Annotated in this window: 18 protein-coding genes; 11 read left to right on the forward strand and 7 right to left on the reverse strand. The window is 38.6% G+C overall.

Annotated elements, in window-relative coordinates; all coding sequences use genetic code 11:
• Positions 1–93: 93 nt before the first annotated feature.
• The 10 genes from F3D68_RS05175 to ychF all read left to right on the forward strand — a co-directional run bounded on the left by F3D68_RS05175 (position 94) and on the right by ychF (position 11,780).
• Positions 94–588: an FKBP-type peptidyl-prolyl cis-trans isomerase N-terminal domain-containing protein gene (locus F3D68_RS05175; protein WP_151193386.1), complete on the forward strand. Its 495-nt coding sequence runs from the start codon at positions 94–96 to the stop codon at positions 586–588.
• A 177-nt stretch (positions 589–765) separates the two neighbouring features.
• On the forward strand, positions 766–1,773 hold the full coding sequence (locus tag F3D68_RS05180) for a thioredoxin domain-containing protein (protein ID WP_151193387.1): 1,008 nt from the start codon (positions 766–768) through the stop codon (positions 1,771–1,773).
• Between the two features lie 210 nt (positions 1,774–1,983).
• Complete coding sequence (gene miaB, locus F3D68_RS05185; RefSeq protein ID WP_151193388.1) at positions 1,984–3,339, forward strand: tRNA (N6-isopentenyl adenosine(37)-C2)-methylthiotransferase MiaB; 1,356 nt, start codon at positions 1,984–1,986, stop codon at positions 3,337–3,339.
• A gap of 4 nt (positions 3,340–3,343) precedes the next feature.
• On the forward strand, positions 3,344–4,324 hold the full coding sequence (locus tag F3D68_RS05190) for a PhoH family protein (RefSeq protein ID WP_117003669.1): 981 nt from the start codon (positions 3,344–3,346) through the stop codon (positions 4,322–4,324).
• On the forward strand, positions 4,324–4,797 hold the full coding sequence (gene ybeY, locus F3D68_RS05195) for an rRNA maturation RNase YbeY (RefSeq protein ID WP_224728245.1): 474 nt from the start codon (positions 4,324–4,326) through the stop codon (positions 4,795–4,797). The genes F3D68_RS05190 and ybeY overlap by 1 nt, the downstream gene beginning before the upstream one ends.
• Positions 4,798–4,803: 6 nt before the next feature.
• A complete protein-coding gene (locus tag F3D68_RS05200) occupies positions 4,804–5,652 on the forward strand; it encodes an HlyC/CorC family transporter (RefSeq protein ID WP_151193389.1) in 849 nt (282 codons plus the stop codon).
• A 15-nt stretch (positions 5,653–5,667) separates the two neighbouring features.
• Positions 5,668–7,155 carry an apolipoprotein N-acyltransferase gene (gene lnt, locus F3D68_RS05205; protein ID WP_151193390.1) on the forward strand — a complete coding sequence of 496 codons (1,488 nt, stop codon included), beginning with the start codon at positions 5,668–5,670 and terminating at the stop codon, positions 7,153–7,155.
• Positions 7,156–7,229: 74 nt separating this feature from the next.
• Entirely contained in the window at positions 7,230–9,947 is a 2,718-nt protein-coding gene (gene glnE / locus F3D68_RS05210; RefSeq protein WP_151193391.1) for a bifunctional [glutamate--ammonia ligase]-adenylyl-L-tyrosine phosphorylase/[glutamate--ammonia-ligase] adenylyltransferase, read from the forward strand.
• Between the two features lie 134 nt (positions 9,948–10,081).
• Entirely contained in the window at positions 10,082–10,657 is a 576-nt protein-coding gene (gene pth / locus F3D68_RS05215; protein ID WP_151193392.1) for an aminoacyl-tRNA hydrolase, read from the forward strand.
• Positions 10,658–10,688: 31 nt separating this feature from the next.
• Entirely contained in the window at positions 10,689–11,780 is a 1,092-nt protein-coding gene (gene ychF / locus F3D68_RS05220; RefSeq protein WP_151193393.1) for a redox-regulated ATPase YchF, read from the forward strand.
• A gap of 8 nt (positions 11,781–11,788) precedes the next feature.
• Here ychF and F3D68_RS05225 read toward each other — a convergent pair whose 3' ends face one another.
• Positions 11,789–12,538: a hypothetical protein gene (locus tag F3D68_RS05225; RefSeq protein WP_151193394.1), complete on the reverse strand. Its 750-nt coding sequence runs from the start codon at positions 12,536–12,538 to the stop codon at positions 11,789–11,791.
• Between the two features lie 119 nt (positions 12,539–12,657).
• Positions 12,658–13,266 (reverse strand): MarC family protein, encoded by a 609-nt coding sequence (locus F3D68_RS05230; protein WP_151193395.1) that lies wholly within the window; start codon positions 13,264–13,266, stop codon positions 12,658–12,660.
• Positions 13,267–13,372: 106 nt separating this feature from the next.
• On the opposite strand from F3D68_RS05230, the gene F3D68_RS05235 reads away from it, so the two are divergent.
• Complete coding sequence (locus F3D68_RS05235; RefSeq protein ID WP_224728246.1) at positions 13,373–14,056, forward strand: sterol desaturase family protein; 684 nt, start codon at positions 13,373–13,375, stop codon at positions 14,054–14,056.
• 137 nt (positions 14,057–14,193) lie between these two features.
• On the opposite strand, the gene F3D68_RS05240 is transcribed toward F3D68_RS05235, so the two are convergent.
• From F3D68_RS05240 to queA, 5 genes are all read right to left on the reverse strand, one after another.
• Positions 14,194–14,517, reverse strand: a complete 324-nt coding sequence (locus tag F3D68_RS05240) for a helix-turn-helix domain containing protein (protein WP_151193396.1) — start codon at positions 14,515–14,517, stop codon at positions 14,194–14,196.
• 102 nt (positions 14,518–14,619) lie between these two features.
• Positions 14,620–15,090: a MarR family winged helix-turn-helix transcriptional regulator gene (locus F3D68_RS05245; RefSeq protein ID WP_151193397.1), complete on the reverse strand. Its 471-nt coding sequence runs from the start codon at positions 15,088–15,090 to the stop codon at positions 14,620–14,622.
• A 2-nt stretch (positions 15,091–15,092) separates the two neighbouring features.
• Complete coding sequence (locus F3D68_RS05250) at positions 15,093–15,968, reverse strand: DMT family transporter (RefSeq protein WP_151193398.1); 876 nt, start codon at positions 15,966–15,968, stop codon at positions 15,093–15,095.
• Between the two features lie 339 nt (positions 15,969–16,307).
• Positions 16,308–16,847 (reverse strand): hypothetical protein, encoded by a 540-nt coding sequence (locus F3D68_RS05255; protein ID WP_151193399.1) that lies wholly within the window; start codon positions 16,845–16,847, stop codon positions 16,308–16,310.
• A gap of 13 nt (positions 16,848–16,860) precedes the next feature.
• Positions 16,861–17,880, reverse strand: a complete 1,020-nt coding sequence (gene queA / locus F3D68_RS05260; RefSeq protein WP_151193400.1) for a tRNA preQ1(34) S-adenosylmethionine ribosyltransferase-isomerase QueA — start codon at positions 17,878–17,880, stop codon at positions 16,861–16,863.
• Positions 17,881–17,997: the final 117 nt, after the last annotated feature.

The following is a 17,997-nucleotide window of genomic DNA, read 5'->3' on the forward strand; positions in this document are numbered from 1 at the left end:
GCTTTTCACTGTAAAACGCTTGTTCTTTGCTAAGGTGCTGTTTAAGCTAATGAGGTTCGATTTAACACATTAATCATTAAAAATGGAGTAAATATGAAGAAGTTAACCACCATTGCATTATCACTTTTAGCCGGCAGCGCATTAGTTTCTGGCGCTTTTGCTGACGCAGCTAAAGCGGCACCCGCTAATGCTCAACCAACCAACACAGCTGCAACAGCACAAAACAATGCAGCAGATGCAAGCTATACCATTGGTTATTCAATCGGCAAAAACATGACTGAGCAATTAAAGCAACAAAATGTCAGCCTAAATACTGACGATCTTCAACAAGGCTTTATTGCTGGTATTGAAGGAAGCAAGCCTAAGCTAAGCCAAGAGCAAATGGAGCAATCAATGCAAGCTTTCCAAAAAGAAATGGAAGCTAAAATGAAAGCGCATGAAGAAGCTGCTGAAGCCGAAGCTACTAAAGCCAAAGCCAAACTTGACGCAGCAAAAGCACAAACTGCAACAACTGCAGCTGATACAGCAAAGACACCTGATGATAGCGCTAAAAAAGCAGTTGACGCAACAAGTGCTGCAGCAAATTAAGCATTAGCTAATTAATATACTAAAACATCAATAGATATCTACACGCCCCACTGTTGGGGCTTTTTTTATGGAAGAAAATTACTATTTGAGCATGAACCTTTTTCCTTTTAGCAACAACTTTGTTATAGTTCGGAAAGATTATTTTTATTAACTGAAAAACATGGAGCTTTATTCATAATGCGTATGTCAAAAAAAATCATCGTAAGCACGCTTGGCGCTGCACTTTTTGCCACTGTTCTAGCAGGTTGTTCACAATCTGACTCAAAGGACTCAGCAAAGGCGACCCCTGAGGTAACAAAAACCGTTGCAACACAACCAACAGCAACTGAAACTGCAAAACCAGTAACTGCTGCTGATGCTCAACAAAGTGAAGCAACACTTATCAACAATGTAAGCTACACCTTAGGCTATAGTGTTGCAGGAAATGTCAGTGCACAATTAAAAGCACAAGGTGCGACTTTGGATAACGCGCAAGTTCTTGCTGGCTTTAAAGCGGGTATTGCTAACGAAAAAGGCAAGTTCTCGCAAGAGCAAATGCAAACTATTATGCAAACATTCCAAAAAGACTTAATGGCAGCACAAGAGAAAAAACAAGTAACCTCTGTTCTAGAGAATGCCAAAGCACTTCTTTCAAATGAACAAACACCTACCGTTGGACCAAAAGACGCTAAGGTTGCCGTGATTGAATTCTTTGATTATCAATGTGTATTCTGCCACAAAGTAGCGCCAATCATGGAAAAAGTAATGGACGCTAATCCAAATGTAAAATATATCTTCAAAGAATTCCCAATCTTTGGTCAACGTTGGGAAGCATCGCAGTATGCTGCTGAAATGGGTATTGCTGCTTATATGCTAAATGGCGCTGAAGGCTATTTGAAATATCATAATGCCGTTTTCGCTAGCGGCGTTGATGAAGGCAAATTAACTGTTAAAGATGTTAATGACGCTGCGAAAAAAGTAGGTGTTGATGTTGCAAAAGCCGAAAGCCTGATCAAAGAGAAAAAAGTCACTGACAATATTGCAGCAGACATGAAACTTGGCTTTGATAAGCTTGGCATCCAAGGCACACCAGCAATTATCGTTATGCCTCTATCAGGTGCGACTGCTGCTAATACAACAGTTATTCCTGGTTTTGCACAACAAGATGCGATTCAAGCAGCAATTAATAAAGCTCAAGGCAAATAACTCCAGTGGGCGTAGGCAATACGCCCTTTAAGTTTTCAATTATTTCCTCATTACGCGTTTTGTACAGACTTTGATATTTCACTAGCCTTTTTACACAAAAAACGCTACCCTATTTTGACTTTTTGTCAGGCTAATAAACGATCTATTACAAATCAAACATGCTTGGCAATAAATACAAATCATACAATAAATAAAATCAGGTAACTAAAAATGACAGACAGCGTGATTGAAAATCCCGTAAAACAACATAAAAAAGTATACATTAAAACACTTGGCTGCCAGATGAATGAATATGATTCATCGCGCATGAATGAAGTTTTAGGCGAGCATTTTAATACCAGTAAAACGGAAGATTATACTGAAGCAGATATCATTCTTATCAATACCTGCTCCATTCGTGAAAAAGCACAAGAGAAAGTCTTTCACGAGCTAGGACGTTGGAAAAATCTTAAGAATAAAAATCCTGAGCTTGTTATCGGTGTTGGTGGCTGTGTCGCGTCGCAAGAAGGTGAAAACATCATTAAACGTGCGCCTTTCGTGGACATCGTTTTTGGTCCACAAACCATTCACCGCTTACCTGATTTGATTAAACAAAAACAAAAAACCGATATTTCGCAAGTTGACATTTCTTTTCCTGAAGTAGAAAAATTCGATCACTTGCCAGCACCAAAAGCTGAAGGCGCTAAAGCATTTGTCTCGATTATGGAAGGCTGTGATAAATACTGCTCTTATTGTGTCGTACCCTATACCCGAGGACCTGAGGTTAACCGCCCATTTGAAGATGTGTTAGCAGAGTGCGCTATTTTAGCCGAGCAAGGTGTTAAAGAAATCACACTTTTAGGTCAGAACGTCAATCACTATCTTGGTAAAATGGCCTCAGGTGACACCGCTGATCTTGCGTTACTTATTCATTTTATTGCAGCAATTGATGGCGTTGAGCGTATTCGCTTTACCACCTCTCACCCAGTTGAGTTTTCAGACAACCTCATTAATGCCTATGCTGAAGTGCCACAGTTAGCAAATCACTTACACTTACCGGTGCAACATGGCTCAGATCGTATATTAACAGCCATGAAGCGTAATCACACGATTTTAGAATTCAAACAAAAAATTCGTAAACTTCGCAAAGTTCGCCCAGATATTACGATTTCTTCTGACTTTATCGTTGGCTTCCCAGGTGAAACTGAAGGAGATTTTGAGAAATTAATGGATCTTGTGAAAGACGTTCAATTTGATCAATCTTTTAGTTTTATCTATAGCAAACGCCCTGGAACGCCTGCCGCCAACTTAGCGGATGACACACCTGTTGAAGTTAAAAAAGAGCGTTTGAAACGTCTGCAAGATCAGCTTAATCATAATGCGATGGTCATTAGTCGCCAAATGGTTGATTCAACACAACGTATTTTAGTGGAAGGAGTTTCCAAGAAAAATGATAAAGTGCTCGCAGGACGCACAGAAAATAATCGCATCGTCAACTTTGCTGGTGATTCTAGTTTAATTGGTCAATTAATTGATGTTAAAATCATTGAAGCTTTACCACATTCATTACGCGGAGAAATTATTTAGCTTCATGAAATCAATACAATTTTATCTTGAACCAGATAGCGCACAAATGCTTGCGAAGCTTTGTGGTAATTTAAATGAAAATTTACACTTAATCGAAAAATATTTAGCCGTTGAAATCATTCAACGCGGCAATAATTTCCGCATCGTAGGTCCTAAGACCGCGATTACAGATGCGCGAGAATTTCTAGAAGAGCTTTACGAAAAGCTTGTTAATGATGTCCAGTTTGAACTTAATAACAAAGAGCTCAATATCGCGCTTAATGCACTTGCTAAAAGGGAACAAGCAGATAAAAAAGAAAAATTTATCCCTGAATTTCAAGTGATGATTGGTTCGCGCCCTATTAACCCGCGCACGGTTAACCAAGAGCGTTATTTAAAGCGCATCCAAGAAAATGATATTAACTTTGGCATAGGTCCCGCGGGAACTGGTAAGACTTATCTGGCAATGGCATGTGCTGTTGCTGCTTTTGAAAAAGGTCTTGTTAAACGCTTAGTACTTGTACGCCCTGCGGTTGAAGCAGGTGAAAAGCTGGGCTTCCTACCCGGTGACTTAGCGCAAAAAGTTGACCCTTATTTACGTCCAATGTACGACGCATTATATGATCTGATGGGTGTTGAGCGTGTTGGCAAGTTAATTGAGAAACAAATCATTGAGATTGCACCCTTAGCCTATATGCGTGGACGCACAATTAATGATTCATTTATTATTCTTGATGAAAGTCAAAACACGACCAAAGAGCAAATGAAAATGTTCTTAACGCGCATTGGCTTTAATTCAACAGCAATTGTCACCGGTGATATTACTCAGGTTGACTTACCCAAAGGTGTCACGCCTGGACTTCGTCATGCCATTGAAGTGCTTGCCGGAGTTGAAGGAATCAGCATGACATTCTTTGAAACAATTGATGTCGTGCGCCACCCGATTGTCCAACGTGTTGTTGCCGCTTATGATGTCTATGAGCAACATCATAGTCAGGATTATTAATGACAATGCTTGAAATTGATATTAACAATTATCGTGCGCTTTATCTTCCTGCTGAAGATAAACTCAATACTTGGGCAGAGCACACTTTAAAATTCCTTAATAAAGCCCAAGCGATTATCAGCATTGAAGTTGTTAATGCTGATGAGATGCAACATTACAATAATAACTATCGCGCCAAAGATAAACCAACTAACATCCTCTCTTTCCCATTTGAGGCACCTCCAGGACTACCCAAAGACAATGAAACTGAGTATTTTCTAGGGGATTTAATAATATGTCCTGAAGTTTTGCAAAAAGAAGCAACAGAGCAGCAGAAATTGCTCGATGCTCACTGGTGCCACATTCTAATCCATGGCATACTGCATTTAGTTGGCTATGACCATATCGATGAAGAGGATGCCCTTGAGATGGAGAGCATAGAAATCGCTTTATTGGCAGAGCTTGGTATTGATAACCCTTATGTTGAGAAATAGTAAACAATGGACGACAAACAGACGAAAAACGATAACGCTGAACATTCTCAAACCTGGCTTGAAAAAATAGCCGCAACCATCTTAATGCCGCACAGCCCTTCTGACTTTTTAGGTCTTGTAAATCTTGCTGTCAAAAAAGGTACGATCGATAGCGAATCGCGTGACATGATTAAAGGGGTATTAAATGTCGCCTCATCATCTGTCGGTGATATCATGATTCCACGCACGCAAATGGCAACGATCCATGCGGGCATGACCAGCAAGGAAATCATTCAAACCATTGTTAACTCAAGCCATACACGTTTGCCCGTATTCTCGGAAAATCGTGATGACATTCTTGGCATACTTCATACCAAAGATTTACTCAAGGTAGTACTTGAGCACAAGGATCTTTGTGTTGATCATTTAAAACCAATATTACGCAGTGCGATTTTTGTACCTGAAAGTAAAAAGCTTGACGCACTATTGCGTGACTTTAAAACCAGCCACAATCATCTTGCTATTGTTGTTGATGAATATGGTGTCATCTCAGGACTTGTCACGATTGAAGATATTCTAGAGGAAATCGTTGGTGATATTGAAGATGAATTTGATCAAGAAGCAACACAGATTCTTAAAATCAACGAAAACGAATTTAGTATTGATGCATTGACTGAAATCGAGGACTTTAATGATTTCTTCGATGCCAATATTGATGATAGTGAATTTGACACGATTGGTGGACTTATTATCAATAAATTAGAGCATTTGCCTGAGGTGGGTGAGGAAGTAAGTATTGGTCAGTTCACCTTTAAAGTAACTGCTGCTGATAAGCGCCGCGTGCGTGCGCTGCATGTGATTATCAATCAAGACTAAACTCACTGTTACACTATGCCGTTCATTATAAATACACTTTTAGCACTCATTGCTGGTGCACTTTTAACCCTATCATTTTCACCGATTGGCTTTAGTATTTTTGCCTTTATTTCACTTATACTTTTTATGCAGATTCTGCAAACCCAACAGCGCATGCGTCGAAGTCTTTGGCTTGGATATTGTTATGGTATTGGTTTTTTTGGCTCAAGTATTTCGTGGATTTACGTCAGCATCCATGCCTTTAGTCAATCAGTGTTTTTAGGTGTCACGCTGACCATCGTTTTTATCTTATTCTTAAGTCTATTCTTTTTAGCGTTTGGGTATGCTTATGCCAAACTTAAAAATCATCACTTCATTTACAGAGTTTTGTTATTACCTGTTATATGGTTGATACTAGAGCTCTTGCGCACGCACCTTTTTACCGGCTTTCCATGGGTGTTACTTGGCTATTCACAAACACATACTTTCTTAGCAAGTTTTGCCCCGATTGGCAGCGTTTTTCTGGTGGGTTTTATCATATGCTTTATCTCAATATGCATAAGTGAAATGATCAATCATATCCGTCAACCGAAGATTGTGATTTCAATGATGATCAGCATTATTGTCACCTTGGTTATTGCTTGGTCTTTGCAGCAAATCAAGTGGACGAAAAGTGACGGCATTGAAAAAAGTGTCAGCATCCTCCAAGGCAATTTTATTCAGGATCAGAAATGGGATCCTAGCATGCTGCAAACGATTATCAATTATTACTATACCACCACCAGAGACAACCCAGCTGATTTGGTTTTTTGGCCTGAGAACTCCATTCCAACATTTAAAACATTTATAGAACCTTTTTTACGTCAAGTAGATGACTTAGGTGACACACAGCACAGTGCCATTTTGGTTGGCACCGTTGCATTAAACGCTAAAGAACAATACTTCAATTCAGCCTTTGTCTATGGCTTAGGCTCTGGTCACTATTACAAACACCATTTAGTGCCATTTGGTGAGTACTATCCTTTTGCTTATTTTCTTGAACCTTTTATGGCGTATTTTAATATCCCAATGTCAAGCTTCACCAAAGGTAGCGAAGTACAGCCTTTACTTAAAATGAACGGTTTAAGTGTCGCGTTATTTATCTGCTATGAGATTGCATATCCATCTGAGGTACGTGATCAGCTACAAAATGCTGATCTTATTGCCGTTATCAGTGATGATGCGTGGTTTGGTGATTCCCTTGCCCCTTGGCAACACGAGGAAATTTCACAAATGCGTGCGATTGAGACTGGACGTTATGTCATTCAAGCAACCAATAATGGGGTCACCTCGATTATTAACCCTGAGGGTCAAACCATCGCCAGCCTTCCACGCAATGAACAAGCCGTATTAAAAGGTAAGGTTTATGGTATAGAAGGGCAAACACCATGGATGGTTTATGGACTATTACCAGTTATATTCTTATCTATACTATTTATGCTAATTGCACTTATTGCTTACCCACACCAAAGGAAGCGTAGTTAACAGCAGAAATTCTATTAAACTTTTTCATACTGATATAGACTTAACATCATCAATCGGTAAAGTTTCTATTTTTGATGAACCAACAACATTTTTGTGATCAGTTTCATTTATATGATCTTCAACCTGATCTTTTAAACAAACTCTTTATCACCTTTAATAGCAGCACTTTTTTTGCGCGTTTTCTTAGCCAAAATCCTAAGTACTTTATTAACATCAGCTGGCTTGAAATCGACACTTTAGAAGATATTATCCATGACATTACTGCCTTATTTTCAGCACATCATACGAATGAATCACTGGCAAAATCTTTACGCCTATTACGTCAACGCATCCATGCTAAACTTGTTTTTCAGCAGCAACATCAATACATTCAATTTACACAAATTGCCAAAATTATTTCATTGACTGCCAAAGAAATTCTGCGTCAAACTGAGCAATATTTACGACAGCAAATCACCCTCGAGCGCAAACTTCACCAAACGCCAGATCCTTTGGCTATTATCACCATGGGGAAGTTAGGCGGCAATGAGCTTAATTTCTCCTCTGATATTGACCTTGTATTTATTCAAACAAACAACTTGCCACTATTAAGACAATCTGGCAGCGAATATAGCCCCATGCGTTTTTATACCGAGCTTGGACAACGTTTGATTGCACTATTGAATGATGTCACGATTAATGGCTTTGTTTATCGCATCGATATGCGTTTACGCCCCTTTGGTGATGGCGCACCCTTAGTTACTGAGTTTGAAAGTTTTAAACATTATCTTATCCAGCACGCACGTGATTGGGAGCGTTATGCTTATATCAAAGCAGATATTTTACACCCCAACGCTCACTTTACGCATGAGCTAAAGCATAATATTCATCAGTTTGTCTATCGCCACTATCACGACTATCGCATGTTAAATGCCATTCGTGATATGAAGCACAAGATAGTCACGGAGATGAAATCTAGCACGCTAAAAAATAACATCAAACTAGGACGAGGTGGCATTCGTGAGATTGAGTTTATTTGTCAATGTTATCAGCTTGTTTATGGTGGTCAAAATATCACCTTGCAAACCAATCAGTTGGTAACAGCGCTAGATGCTTTGCAAAAAGCCGATATTTTACCCGCGGCTCAAACAACTGAATTATACGCACACTATGTATTTTTGCGCGATGTTGAAAATGCGCTACAAATGTTTGACGATCAGCAAACACATCAATTGCCTGATACAGAGTTTACACAAAAGAATGTTGCCAGCTTAGTTGGTTACGACTCCTGGCAAACATTAACTCACAAAATAGAATCAACACGTGCAAATGTAAGCTCACTATTTGACGAATTAACTCGCTTTAATACATTAACCTCAAATAACACTACCACCATACCTATCGCCAATCTTGAAAAAGCGACTGATATAACAGTGAAGATTAATGAGGATAACGCTAAACAAATTGAAATAGATCAGTTTTTCTTAAAATATCAAAGCCAAATATCTGAAGATGTGCTGCCAGCCATTAAGCACTTATTACAGCTATGCTTACACACCTACCCTCATCTTATTAAAGATATATTAGTACTTCTTAACAACTTAAGTAAACGCCAAACTTACTTGTTTCTGCTATTAGAGCATCAAGCACGTCACTTAGATTTCTTAGAGCTTCTCAACAAAGGACAGCGAATTATTGAAATGCTCACTGAACACCCTTTTTTATTAGAGCGCGCGTTGATTTATAAGACGCATGATGATGTTTACTTAGATATTGATTATTTGCGCAATAGCTTACGTATTTATTTACAAGCAATCGACATTCAAGATATCGAAGACTTTTTAGAAAGTTTACGACGCTTTCGCTTAGAACAAGTATTTAATATTATTGTCAGCGAGTCACGCGGACATATTTCTTTGATGGAATCTAGTGATCTTTTTAGCCACCTCGCCACGGTAATCATTGAAGCCGTGCTTGATGGCGCCTGGCGCGAAGTGTTTCAATATAGTGATATCACCGAAAATTTACAAACCTTATATAAACAATCTTTGGGTGTTATTGCTTATGGCAAACTCGGTGGACTTGAGCTTAGTGTTGCCTCTGACTTAGATTTAGTTTTTGTTCATGATCGTATGAGTACTGAGCTATCTCCACGCTTATTTGTGCGCGCGGTGCAGAAGTTTGTGCATTTCATGCAAATTAAAACCTATCACGGCACCTTATATGAGATCGATTTACGACTGCGCCCTGAAGGTGACAATGGCTTTATCGTGCCAAGTTTTGAATCTTACTGCCAATACTTAAAAACCTCGGCATGGACGTGGGAACATCAGGCTTTAACGCGCGCACGCATGATTTACGCATCTGACGATTTAACACATAAATTCAATATGCTTAGATCTGATGTGATATATCAAAAGCGTGATCTAGAACAGCTCAAAAAAGATATCGTTGATATGCGTCATAGAATGCGTGAGCATTTACTCAAAGTTAATGCGCAAGAATTTGACCTAAAGCAAAGCATTGGTGGTATGGTTGACATTGAGTTTATTGCTCAGTTTTTTGCACTTTTTTATAGTCATGAAGTGCCTTTTGTCTGCTACTACAGCGATAGTATCCGCATTATTCAAACCATGGAAAGTGCGCGTTTAATCGATATTAAAACCGCTAATACATTAATTGAGCATTACTGTTATTTTCGCGATTTAGGATTTAAACGCTATCTTGATAAGCAACCAAGTATTGTGCCACTTAGTAGCTGCCAACAACAAGCGGATGAAGTCAGTGCTATCTGGCATAGTCTATTCTTTTAGCCAATAAAGTCAGCGACAGAGAGTCTGTAAAATGGTTTGAGGGCAGTATCCATAACGAGTATAATCAGCGGCATTAAAATTTAGATATTTATGACTCATCTTAAATGATGACGTCAGTTAAAGGCATTATAAGCATGACACAGATTAAACTCATCGTTGGTCTTGGCAATATTGGCAGCCAATATGAAGGCACGCGTCACAACGCTGGTCAATGGTTTCTAGAGGCAGTTGCCGATAAGTTAAACTTAACACTTACAAGTGATAGTAAATTCCATGGCGCTACAACACAAACACAAATTGGTGCCAACAAACTTTGGCTTTTGTACCCACATACCTTTATGAATAAAAGCGGTTTAGCGGTGTCTAAATTAGCTCAATTTTATAAAATCATGCCCGATGAGATATTGGTAGCACATGATGAGCTTGACCTGCCTTGTGGGCAAATCCGTCTTAAAAAAGGTGGTGGACACGGTGGACATAATGGTTTAAGAGACATTGATGCATCTCTTGGTACACGCGATTATCATCGTTTACGCATTGGCATTGATCATCCAGGGGATCGCAATAAAGTCGTGGGCTATGTACTAGGCAACCCATCTCTTCATGACAAAATTGCGATTGATCACAGCATTACACGTGCGATTTCTCATCTAGGCGATATAATACAGGGCAATTATCAAAGTGTGATGAATGAGCTTCACCAAAAATAAAAAATTAAATAACACTAATTAAGGGTTTTATATGGGTTTTAAATGCGGCATCGTTGGACTGCCTAACGTCGGCAAATCAACACTATTTAATGCATTAACAAAAGCGGGCATTCAAGCAGAGAACTATCCCTTTTGCACGATTGAGCCAAATGTCGGCATGGTTTCAGTGCCTGATCCACGCTTGGATCAATTAGCTAATATTGTCAACCCACAGCGCGTTTTACCGGCAACAATGGAGTTTGTTGATATCGCGGGTCTTGTTGCTGGCGCTTCCAAGGGCGAAGGTTTAGGTAATAAGTTCTTAGCCAATATTCGTGAAACCGATGCCATTGCCCATGTTGTGCGTTGTTTTAACAATGACGATGTAATACATGTTTCCGGACAAGTCAATCCAATTGATGATATTCAAACGATTAACACCGAGCTTTTACTTGCCGATATCGAAAGCGTTGACAAAATCATTCAACGTGTGCAAAAACTTGCTAAAAGTGCCAACAAAGAAGCAAAATTACAGCTTGAGTTTTACCAAAGTCTCAAAGAGCATTTAGAGTCTGAAAAGCCAGCACGCAGCTTTGAGTTTAGTGATGAGCAAAATACCTGGATCAAACAAACGCCATTATTAACGCATAAACCCACGCTTTATATCGCTAATGTCGATGAATCTGGTTTTGATAATAATCCTTTACTGGACAAAGTCATTGAGTTTGCTAAAACTGATAACGCAGATGTCGTTGCTGTATGCGCGGCAATTGAATCTGAGATTGCTGAGCTTGACGATGACGAGAAAATGGAATTTCTAACGGATCTTGGTTTAGATGAGCCAGGACTTAATCGTGTGATTCGCGCAGGCTACAAGCTACTACAATTACAAACTTACTTTACCGCAGGGGTAAAAGAAGTGCGTGCATGGACTATTCCTGTCGGTGCCACTGCCCCGCAAGCAGCTGGTAAAATCCACACCGATTTTGAGCGCGGATTTATTCGTGCTGAAGTGATTGGTTTTAATGATTATATTGAATACAGTGGCGAGAAAGGTGCTAAAGACGCTGGTAAAGCACGCCTAGAAGGTAAAGAATATATTGTCCACGATGGTGATGTTGTGCATTTTAGGTTTAATGTTTAGAGAGCATTTTACTTATTATAGACCTTATTTTGTACTCTATTTAGATCATATGCCCCAAGCTCTGCTATAAAGAAGTTGTTTTTGCTTCCTCCTTCCTTATTTTCTGTCCATGCTACAGCAAAGGGTAAAGAGAAAGAAGGAAAACCTGGAATATACCTATAAGCATACGCTTCAACTCCATCATATATACCTTCTGAAGCAGAATAGCGATATCCAGATAAGTTGTGTTGTCCCTTGTCTGCATAATGCTTAATTTTCCATACTCCTTCATCTCGACCTTCCTTAGTATTATTCTTCATATAATCCCACCATGAAACATAAGCATTATCAGGTCGGTATGTGTCAGGAGTATTACCACGTGAGTGAAACCATAGTGCTGTTGTTCCTATTTTAGGTACTCTAAACTCGGCAATTGTAGCCCATAGAGGAAAACTTAAATTTTTTGACCTTACTTGCAAAGATGCTTGATGAAAAACACTTGCCGCACAATACCCACTAATTTCCCCACCAAATGGTACGGTACAACTTGATGTATCTTTCTCTTTCCAAGAACATATTCTTGTATCCCCATTCTTAAGCTTAATGGTGATGGTATCATTTTTTGCTTTGCTATTTGCCTTACAGTTATAAGGGTATACCTGCATATCTCTTGGGGTCAGGTTTGTCATCTCAACATTCCAACCTGTTCCCCAACCTGCAAATGCCTGACTGGTTACACCCAAACCTATTAAAATTGAAATAGATGTTCTTATTTGCATTTTCTCTCCTAAGTGTCTATAAAATTTACTTTAATTTAGAAGTCATTATATTTACACTTAATATATTAAATACAATCAAATATCTTTATGGGTATATTAGGCTTTTTGATCAAATGTATTTACTTCAGTATGGGAAAAAGTGCCGTAACTCCACCTGCCATCATCTGAATGGCAATAGCCGCTAGGATAAGTCCCATAACACGCGATATTACCGATAACGCTTCTTCACTAAGAAAGCGTGCAAGCTTAGGTGTGAATTTTAATAATAACCAAAACAAGACTGAGACCACAGCACATATGATGCTCGCCATAAAAAATTGCCACAAAGTGAAATCATGTGCATGGGTAATAATAACCGCCATAGCACCAGGACCTGCAATGACGGGAATTGCCATTGGTACCACAGCAATAGACGGTTGTTTTTCATCATCTATTTTCTTTTCACCCTTTTTATGTGTGTGATTACCCCCTTGAATCATCGATAAAGCAATACGTAAAACAATCAGACCACCCGCTAATTTAAATGCGCCAATACTGATCCCAAAGAAATTTAAAACCGGCCAGCCAATCCACAGCGAAATCATTAACAATACAAAAATAGCAATGGCACAGATTTTAGCGGTTTTATTACAGTCCTTTTCATCCCGACCTGTAATCAATCCAATATAAATGGCTAAATTACCGATAGGGTTCATAATGACGATTAACGCGATGGCGAAACTTAACATCTACTTTCCTTACTTTCTCTTAACCTGTCTAGCTTATTTAGCCTAGCTTATCATCAGCATTTTTCCATTAGAGTATTCAATAAATTTATATTCATCGATTGTTTTAATGGCAGGAAAATTCCCCAGCTGTTACAATCACGCTATCTTTGGACTGAGTAACAACAAACGTATGCAGGATGTATTTAAAGTTTATTTTTCACATCGCACCGTACAAGTACTTTGGGTTCTATTTTTTGCTTTTTTAGTACTGAGTATTTTTATAGGTGTATTTGGCAGTCACTGGTGGTGGTTATTTTTACCGATTATCATTGCACCTTTTTATGAATGGTATGCCCATAAATATTTATTGCATGCCAAGCTTACTGAGAAACGTGGTTTTTTCCGCAATTTCCAAATAAGGCTACATCATGGTCATCATAAATACCCACAGGATGTTGAGCTATTATTTGCACCATGGTCAGCCATTATCTTGCATCTTATTCAGACTTACCTTTTGTTTGCACTTATTACTTGGAGCTTTAGTGTAGCACTTGTGCCATTTACATTTGGCATTTTATATTATCTTTTCTATGAATGGATGCATTTGGCGCATCACACCCCTGCCTATCAACCCAAGACGCAGGTTGGACACAGGTTAAAGCGCGCGCACATGCGCCACCATTTTCATAATGAAAACTACTGTTGGGGTATTACTAACTATCTAGGTGATTTATGTTTTGGCACATTTAAAGAACGTAATGATGTTGCCAAAAGCCCAACGGCTAAACAAATCTCTGGGTTTAACGAGTAAGATTAATGCAATATACCGCTCGTTAATCATTTTGCGGTGTTTAATGTCAAAGAAGTTTTTGATGCTTCTGAATGATTGGATTACAGGTAATAGCTAGGACTATTAGCAAAATCAAATCATTCAGAAGTGCGAAAAATTCAATGATAGAAATTCTGTAAAATGGTTTGCGGGCGGTATATAACCCACTTGCGACTTAAAATATTATATTTATTTAACTCTTGCTCATGAAACTTATTCATAAACTCACGATTATTGATCTCAGTATTTAGCTCTTTCTGCGCAAGACTAATTCCATAGCGACGGCACCAGCGCTTAACCGTCCAGACTTGATAACCCATCAGTTCAGAAGCTTCACTGTAAGAAACGCCTTGGTCATGTAAATCATTTAAAACTTTCTCAGCGGGCTTGCCATATTTTTTAAGAATATTTAACTCAAAGTTATTACTATATTGATTTGGCATTTTGTGCTCCTATATGAACAATTCTCTCGACACAAGATGAATTGTCACATAGAACACTTGATCAATCCAATAAAATAAAATAATCAAGCACATAACAAAAAGCTATGCCTGAGTTTGTGCATTTTGACTTTGCATATCCTCTAGCGTATTTGCTAGATTAATTTTCAGCTTATCCAATGTCGCGATAAGCGCATTTTTTTCATCCAGATCCACACCAACTAAGATCTGCGCATAATGCTGTTTTACTGCTTTATCCAGCTCTTCCAAAACAGCAAGTCCACGCTTGGTGACAATAACACATTTTGCACGACGATCACTCTCATGTGCAATGCGCTCAACAAGCCCTTGATCACTTAAGCGATCAAGCACGCGAATAAGGTTCTGCGCCTCGATCTCTAGATGTCCTGCCAACTCAATTTGAGTTAGCTTTGGACGAAATCTTGCATGCACCAGTACACGCCGATCTAAAACATTTAAACCTAATTCTTTTGCATGATAATTATAAATCTTACGGATTAACAATCCTGTATCGCAAATCGCAAACTCTAACAGTTGTGTTGTCGCATCTGACATGCTTAGCTTATTACCTTTTGACGTTGTGCCTGAAGCTGGATTATAACAATGGCACTCATAATTGTCAGCACTATTCCCACAAGTGTCAGCCAGTCATAACGATCTGCAAAGAAAAAAACACCAATGAGTGCTGCAAAAATAACATTGGCGTAGTACAACACAGAAAAACTCTGCGCTTGAATATAGCCTAATGCCAACACCAAAAGATATTGCACAAAGAAAAATAACACACCAATTACAACGAGTATTAAAAGTGCGTAAATCGATATTGCTTGCCAGAAAGGAATACTAACAATTCCAGCAATAATACTTGAAAATAAAAAGTAATAAAAAACAGTCGTCAAGCCATTATCATAGCTTGAAATTTTACGCACCATAATAATTGATAAAGCCATGGATAAACCCGCACCCAAAGCGACAATGGCATAAGGATTCATGATTTCAGCATCTGGTTTTAAAATCATCATAACACCAACAAAACCAATAATTAACGGCAACCATAACGCATGCTGAAACTTTTGTCGCATAAAAATAAATAAGATAAAGGGCACAAAAAATGGTGCAGTATTTGCCAATAACACACCATCGACTAATGGCACATGCATAATTGCGATAAATAGAAAATAGCTTATTCCTAAACTAAACACCGTCCTTGCTAAATGCTGCCACGGCACTTGTGTTTTCAATAAATTGACCTGCCATTGATGCTTTTTATACAAGATAATTGGCAATATCAAAATCAACGCAACTAAACTCTGACTAAATACAATCACAGGCACGCTTAACCCGATATTAAACTTCTTAATCAAGGCGGCTTGAAACGCATAAATTAATGCGCTAAGTAAAGTAAAGCTAACACCTAAATAACTGTTTTTCATAAAACCAATCTAAATCACAAATTTAATAATTAAATATTATTATAATTTTTAATTTTTAAAATGCAATATTTACATTTTGGCTTTCTGGCTAAGACTAAATATTCACCCATAAGTTCTCACCGTACCCTGAGCGTAAGTTGAAGCGATGCACTAAGCATCAGTCGAAGTGGGTAATCTTGGTAAAATCACACTTCATAGAGGCTTCGACTTACGCTCAGCCAACACTTACACAATCAAAGTGGGCAGGAATATGGTCATAGCCTACATTTTAAATATAAAAAGACGGCGCACGAGTCAGGTGTTAGGAGTTAAGGAGATAGGTGTTGGGAGTTGAAATAATTATTTTGAAGTTTGGTGTGCGAGCAGCAACTGATTCTGCAGGGAAATTTTCTCTAAAGCTAAAATAATTTTATTATTTTGCTCAAGCAGCAACTGATTTTGCTGTGCCTGCTTGTAGGCTAGATATAAACTATATTGCTGATATTTCGTGAGATCATCTGCATTTTTGTCCGCTTTAACAAACATATTGTTAAGTTCTGTTTGTAGTTGATCAATCTGCCCTTCATTGCCAACCGTTACTGGATAATTAATTTGTGCGGTTTGTGAAACTGCAACAGGATTTTCAGGCATAATGGCTTGTGGTGCCTGCACACCTCTTAGCTGATCTTCCAAAGACATCGATTGATTTCCAGGAGAGATGACCTTCATTCGACTACCCGTTTGCGATGTGTCACTGACAATCGTTGCTTGCTGCTGAGATTGCGACTCAGCCATAGCGCTATGTGTTGGGCTAGCTGTCGGCTCTGTTGCTGCAAAAACTGATGACACACTAACAGCACTTACGGTTAAAAGAGATAAAACAATGCATATTTTTGTCATTATGGTGGTGACTTTAATGAATAAACATAGCATCACCATAACTATAAAAGCGATAATTGTCATCTATTGCATGGCGATATGCTTTTTTTATCATATCAATTGAAGAAAAGGCACTAACTAACATAATTAATGTTGATTTTGGTAAGTGAAAATTAGTCACCATCGCATCAACAACATGGAATGTTTTCCCAGGATATAGAAAGATATCACTCTCACCATAAAATGCCTTCATCTCACCATTGCCATTAGCTGCCGCGGTTTCCAATGAGCGCACTGAAGTTGTACCCACAGCAATTACACGCCCGCCTTGCGATTTGGTTTTATTGATCTGATCACATACGTTTTGTGGCACATCAATCAATTCACTATGCATCACATGTTCATGGATATCATCTGTTTGCACCGGCTTAAAGGTACCAGAGCCAACATGCAATGTGACATAAGCAATATCAGCACCTTTATCTTTTATTTTTTGTAATATTTCTTTAGTAAAATGAAGCCCCGCAGTTGGTGCTGCAACAGAGCCAAGAAGCTCACTATAAACCGTCTGATAGCGTTCTGTATCAAAAGTTTCATCTTGGCGCTTGATATAAGGAGGCAGCGGCATATGACCATGCTCAGCCATTAGCTGCCAGACATTGCCATCAATTAATTCAATATGATATAACCCGTCATTTTTCTTAATGACGCGCGCTTTAATATCAGCAATCTCAACCACTGAGTTAAGTTTAGGTGCTTTATTGGCGCGAATATGGCTAATAAAAAGTTTATCATTCACTACTTTTTCAATCAAAAATTCAAGTTTAGCACCGGTTTCTTTTTGTCCAAAAAGACGCGCTGCCATCACCCGTGAATTATTAAAAACAACCAAATCACCCGCTTGTATATAATCAATAATCTTACTAAAAATATGATTAGTTAATGCCTGTTTTTGCCTATCAAGTACCAATAAACGACTTTGATCACGCTCTTTTGCTGGATAGCGCGCAATAAGATGGTCAGGTAATTCATAATCAAAAATATCTGTTTTCATGAGTGTTATATCCTCTATAAACAATACAATTTAATGAGATAAATTTCTCAAGGGCTTATTGCATACGCCCTTATATAAAACAAATAGCAATAAAAAAGGCGCCAATCCGGCGCCTTT

The sequence above is a fragment of the Cysteiniphilum sp. JM-1 genome, assembly GCF_008711525.1.
In the GTDB taxonomy this organism is placed as follows: Bacteria; Pseudomonadota; Gammaproteobacteria; order Francisellales; family Francisellaceae; genus Caedibacter.

What these genes read in the sequence shown, in the direction of transcription:
- F3D68_RS05175 (WP_151193386.1), top strand. Translation starts at nt 94, where the DNA reads ATGAAGAAGTTAACCACCATTGCATTATCACTTTTAGCCGGCAGCGCA.
- F3D68_RS05180 (WP_151193387.1), top strand. Translation starts at nt 766, where the DNA reads ATGCGTATGTCAAAAAAAATCATCGTAAGCACGCTTGGCGCTGCACTT.
- miaB (WP_151193388.1), top strand. Translation starts at nt 1,984, where the DNA reads ATGACAGACAGCGTGATTGAAAATCCCGTAAAACAACATAAAAAAGTA.
- F3D68_RS05190 (WP_117003669.1), top strand. Translation starts at nt 3,344, where the DNA reads ATGAAATCAATACAATTTTATCTTGAACCAGATAGCGCACAAATGCTT.
- ybeY (WP_224728245.1), top strand. Translation starts at nt 4,324, where the DNA reads ATGACAATGCTTGAAATTGATATTAACAATTATCGTGCGCTTTATCTT.
- F3D68_RS05200 (WP_151193389.1), top strand. Translation starts at nt 4,804, where the DNA reads ATGGACGACAAACAGACGAAAAACGATAACGCTGAACATTCTCAAACC.
- lnt (WP_151193390.1), top strand. Translation starts at nt 5,668, where the DNA reads ATGCCGTTCATTATAAATACACTTTTAGCACTCATTGCTGGTGCACTT.
- glnE (WP_151193391.1), top strand. Translation starts at nt 7,230, where the DNA reads ATGAACCAACAACATTTTTGTGATCAGTTTCATTTATATGATCTTCAA.
- pth (WP_151193392.1), top strand. Translation starts at nt 10,082, where the DNA reads ATGACACAGATTAAACTCATCGTTGGTCTTGGCAATATTGGCAGCCAA.
- ychF (WP_151193393.1), top strand. Translation starts at nt 10,689, where the DNA reads ATGGGTTTTAAATGCGGCATCGTTGGACTGCCTAACGTCGGCAAATCA.
- F3D68_RS05225 (WP_151193394.1), bottom strand. Translation starts at nt 12,538, where the DNA reads ATGCAAATAAGAACATCTATTTCAATTTTAATAGGTTTGGGTGTAACC.
- F3D68_RS05230 (WP_151193395.1), bottom strand. Translation starts at nt 13,266, where the DNA reads ATGTTAAGTTTCGCCATCGCGTTAATCGTCATTATGAACCCTATCGGT.
- F3D68_RS05235 (WP_224728246.1), top strand. Translation starts at nt 13,373, where the DNA reads ATGGCAGGAAAATTCCCCAGCTGTTACAATCACGCTATCTTTGGACTG.
- F3D68_RS05240 (WP_151193396.1), bottom strand. Translation starts at nt 14,517, where the DNA reads ATGCCAAATCAATATAGTAATAACTTTGAGTTAAATATTCTTAAAAAA.
- F3D68_RS05245 (WP_151193397.1), bottom strand. Translation starts at nt 15,090, where the DNA reads ATGTCAGATGCGACAACACAACTGTTAGAGTTTGCGATTTGCGATACA.
- F3D68_RS05250 (WP_151193398.1), bottom strand. Translation starts at nt 15,968, where the DNA reads ATGAAAAACAGTTATTTAGGTGTTAGCTTTACTTTACTTAGCGCATTA.
- F3D68_RS05255 (WP_151193399.1), bottom strand. Translation starts at nt 16,847, where the DNA reads ATGACAAAAATATGCATTGTTTTATCTCTTTTAACCGTAAGTGCTGTT.
- queA (WP_151193400.1), bottom strand. Translation starts at nt 17,880, where the DNA reads ATGAAAACAGATATTTTTGATTATGAATTACCTGACCATCTTATTGCG.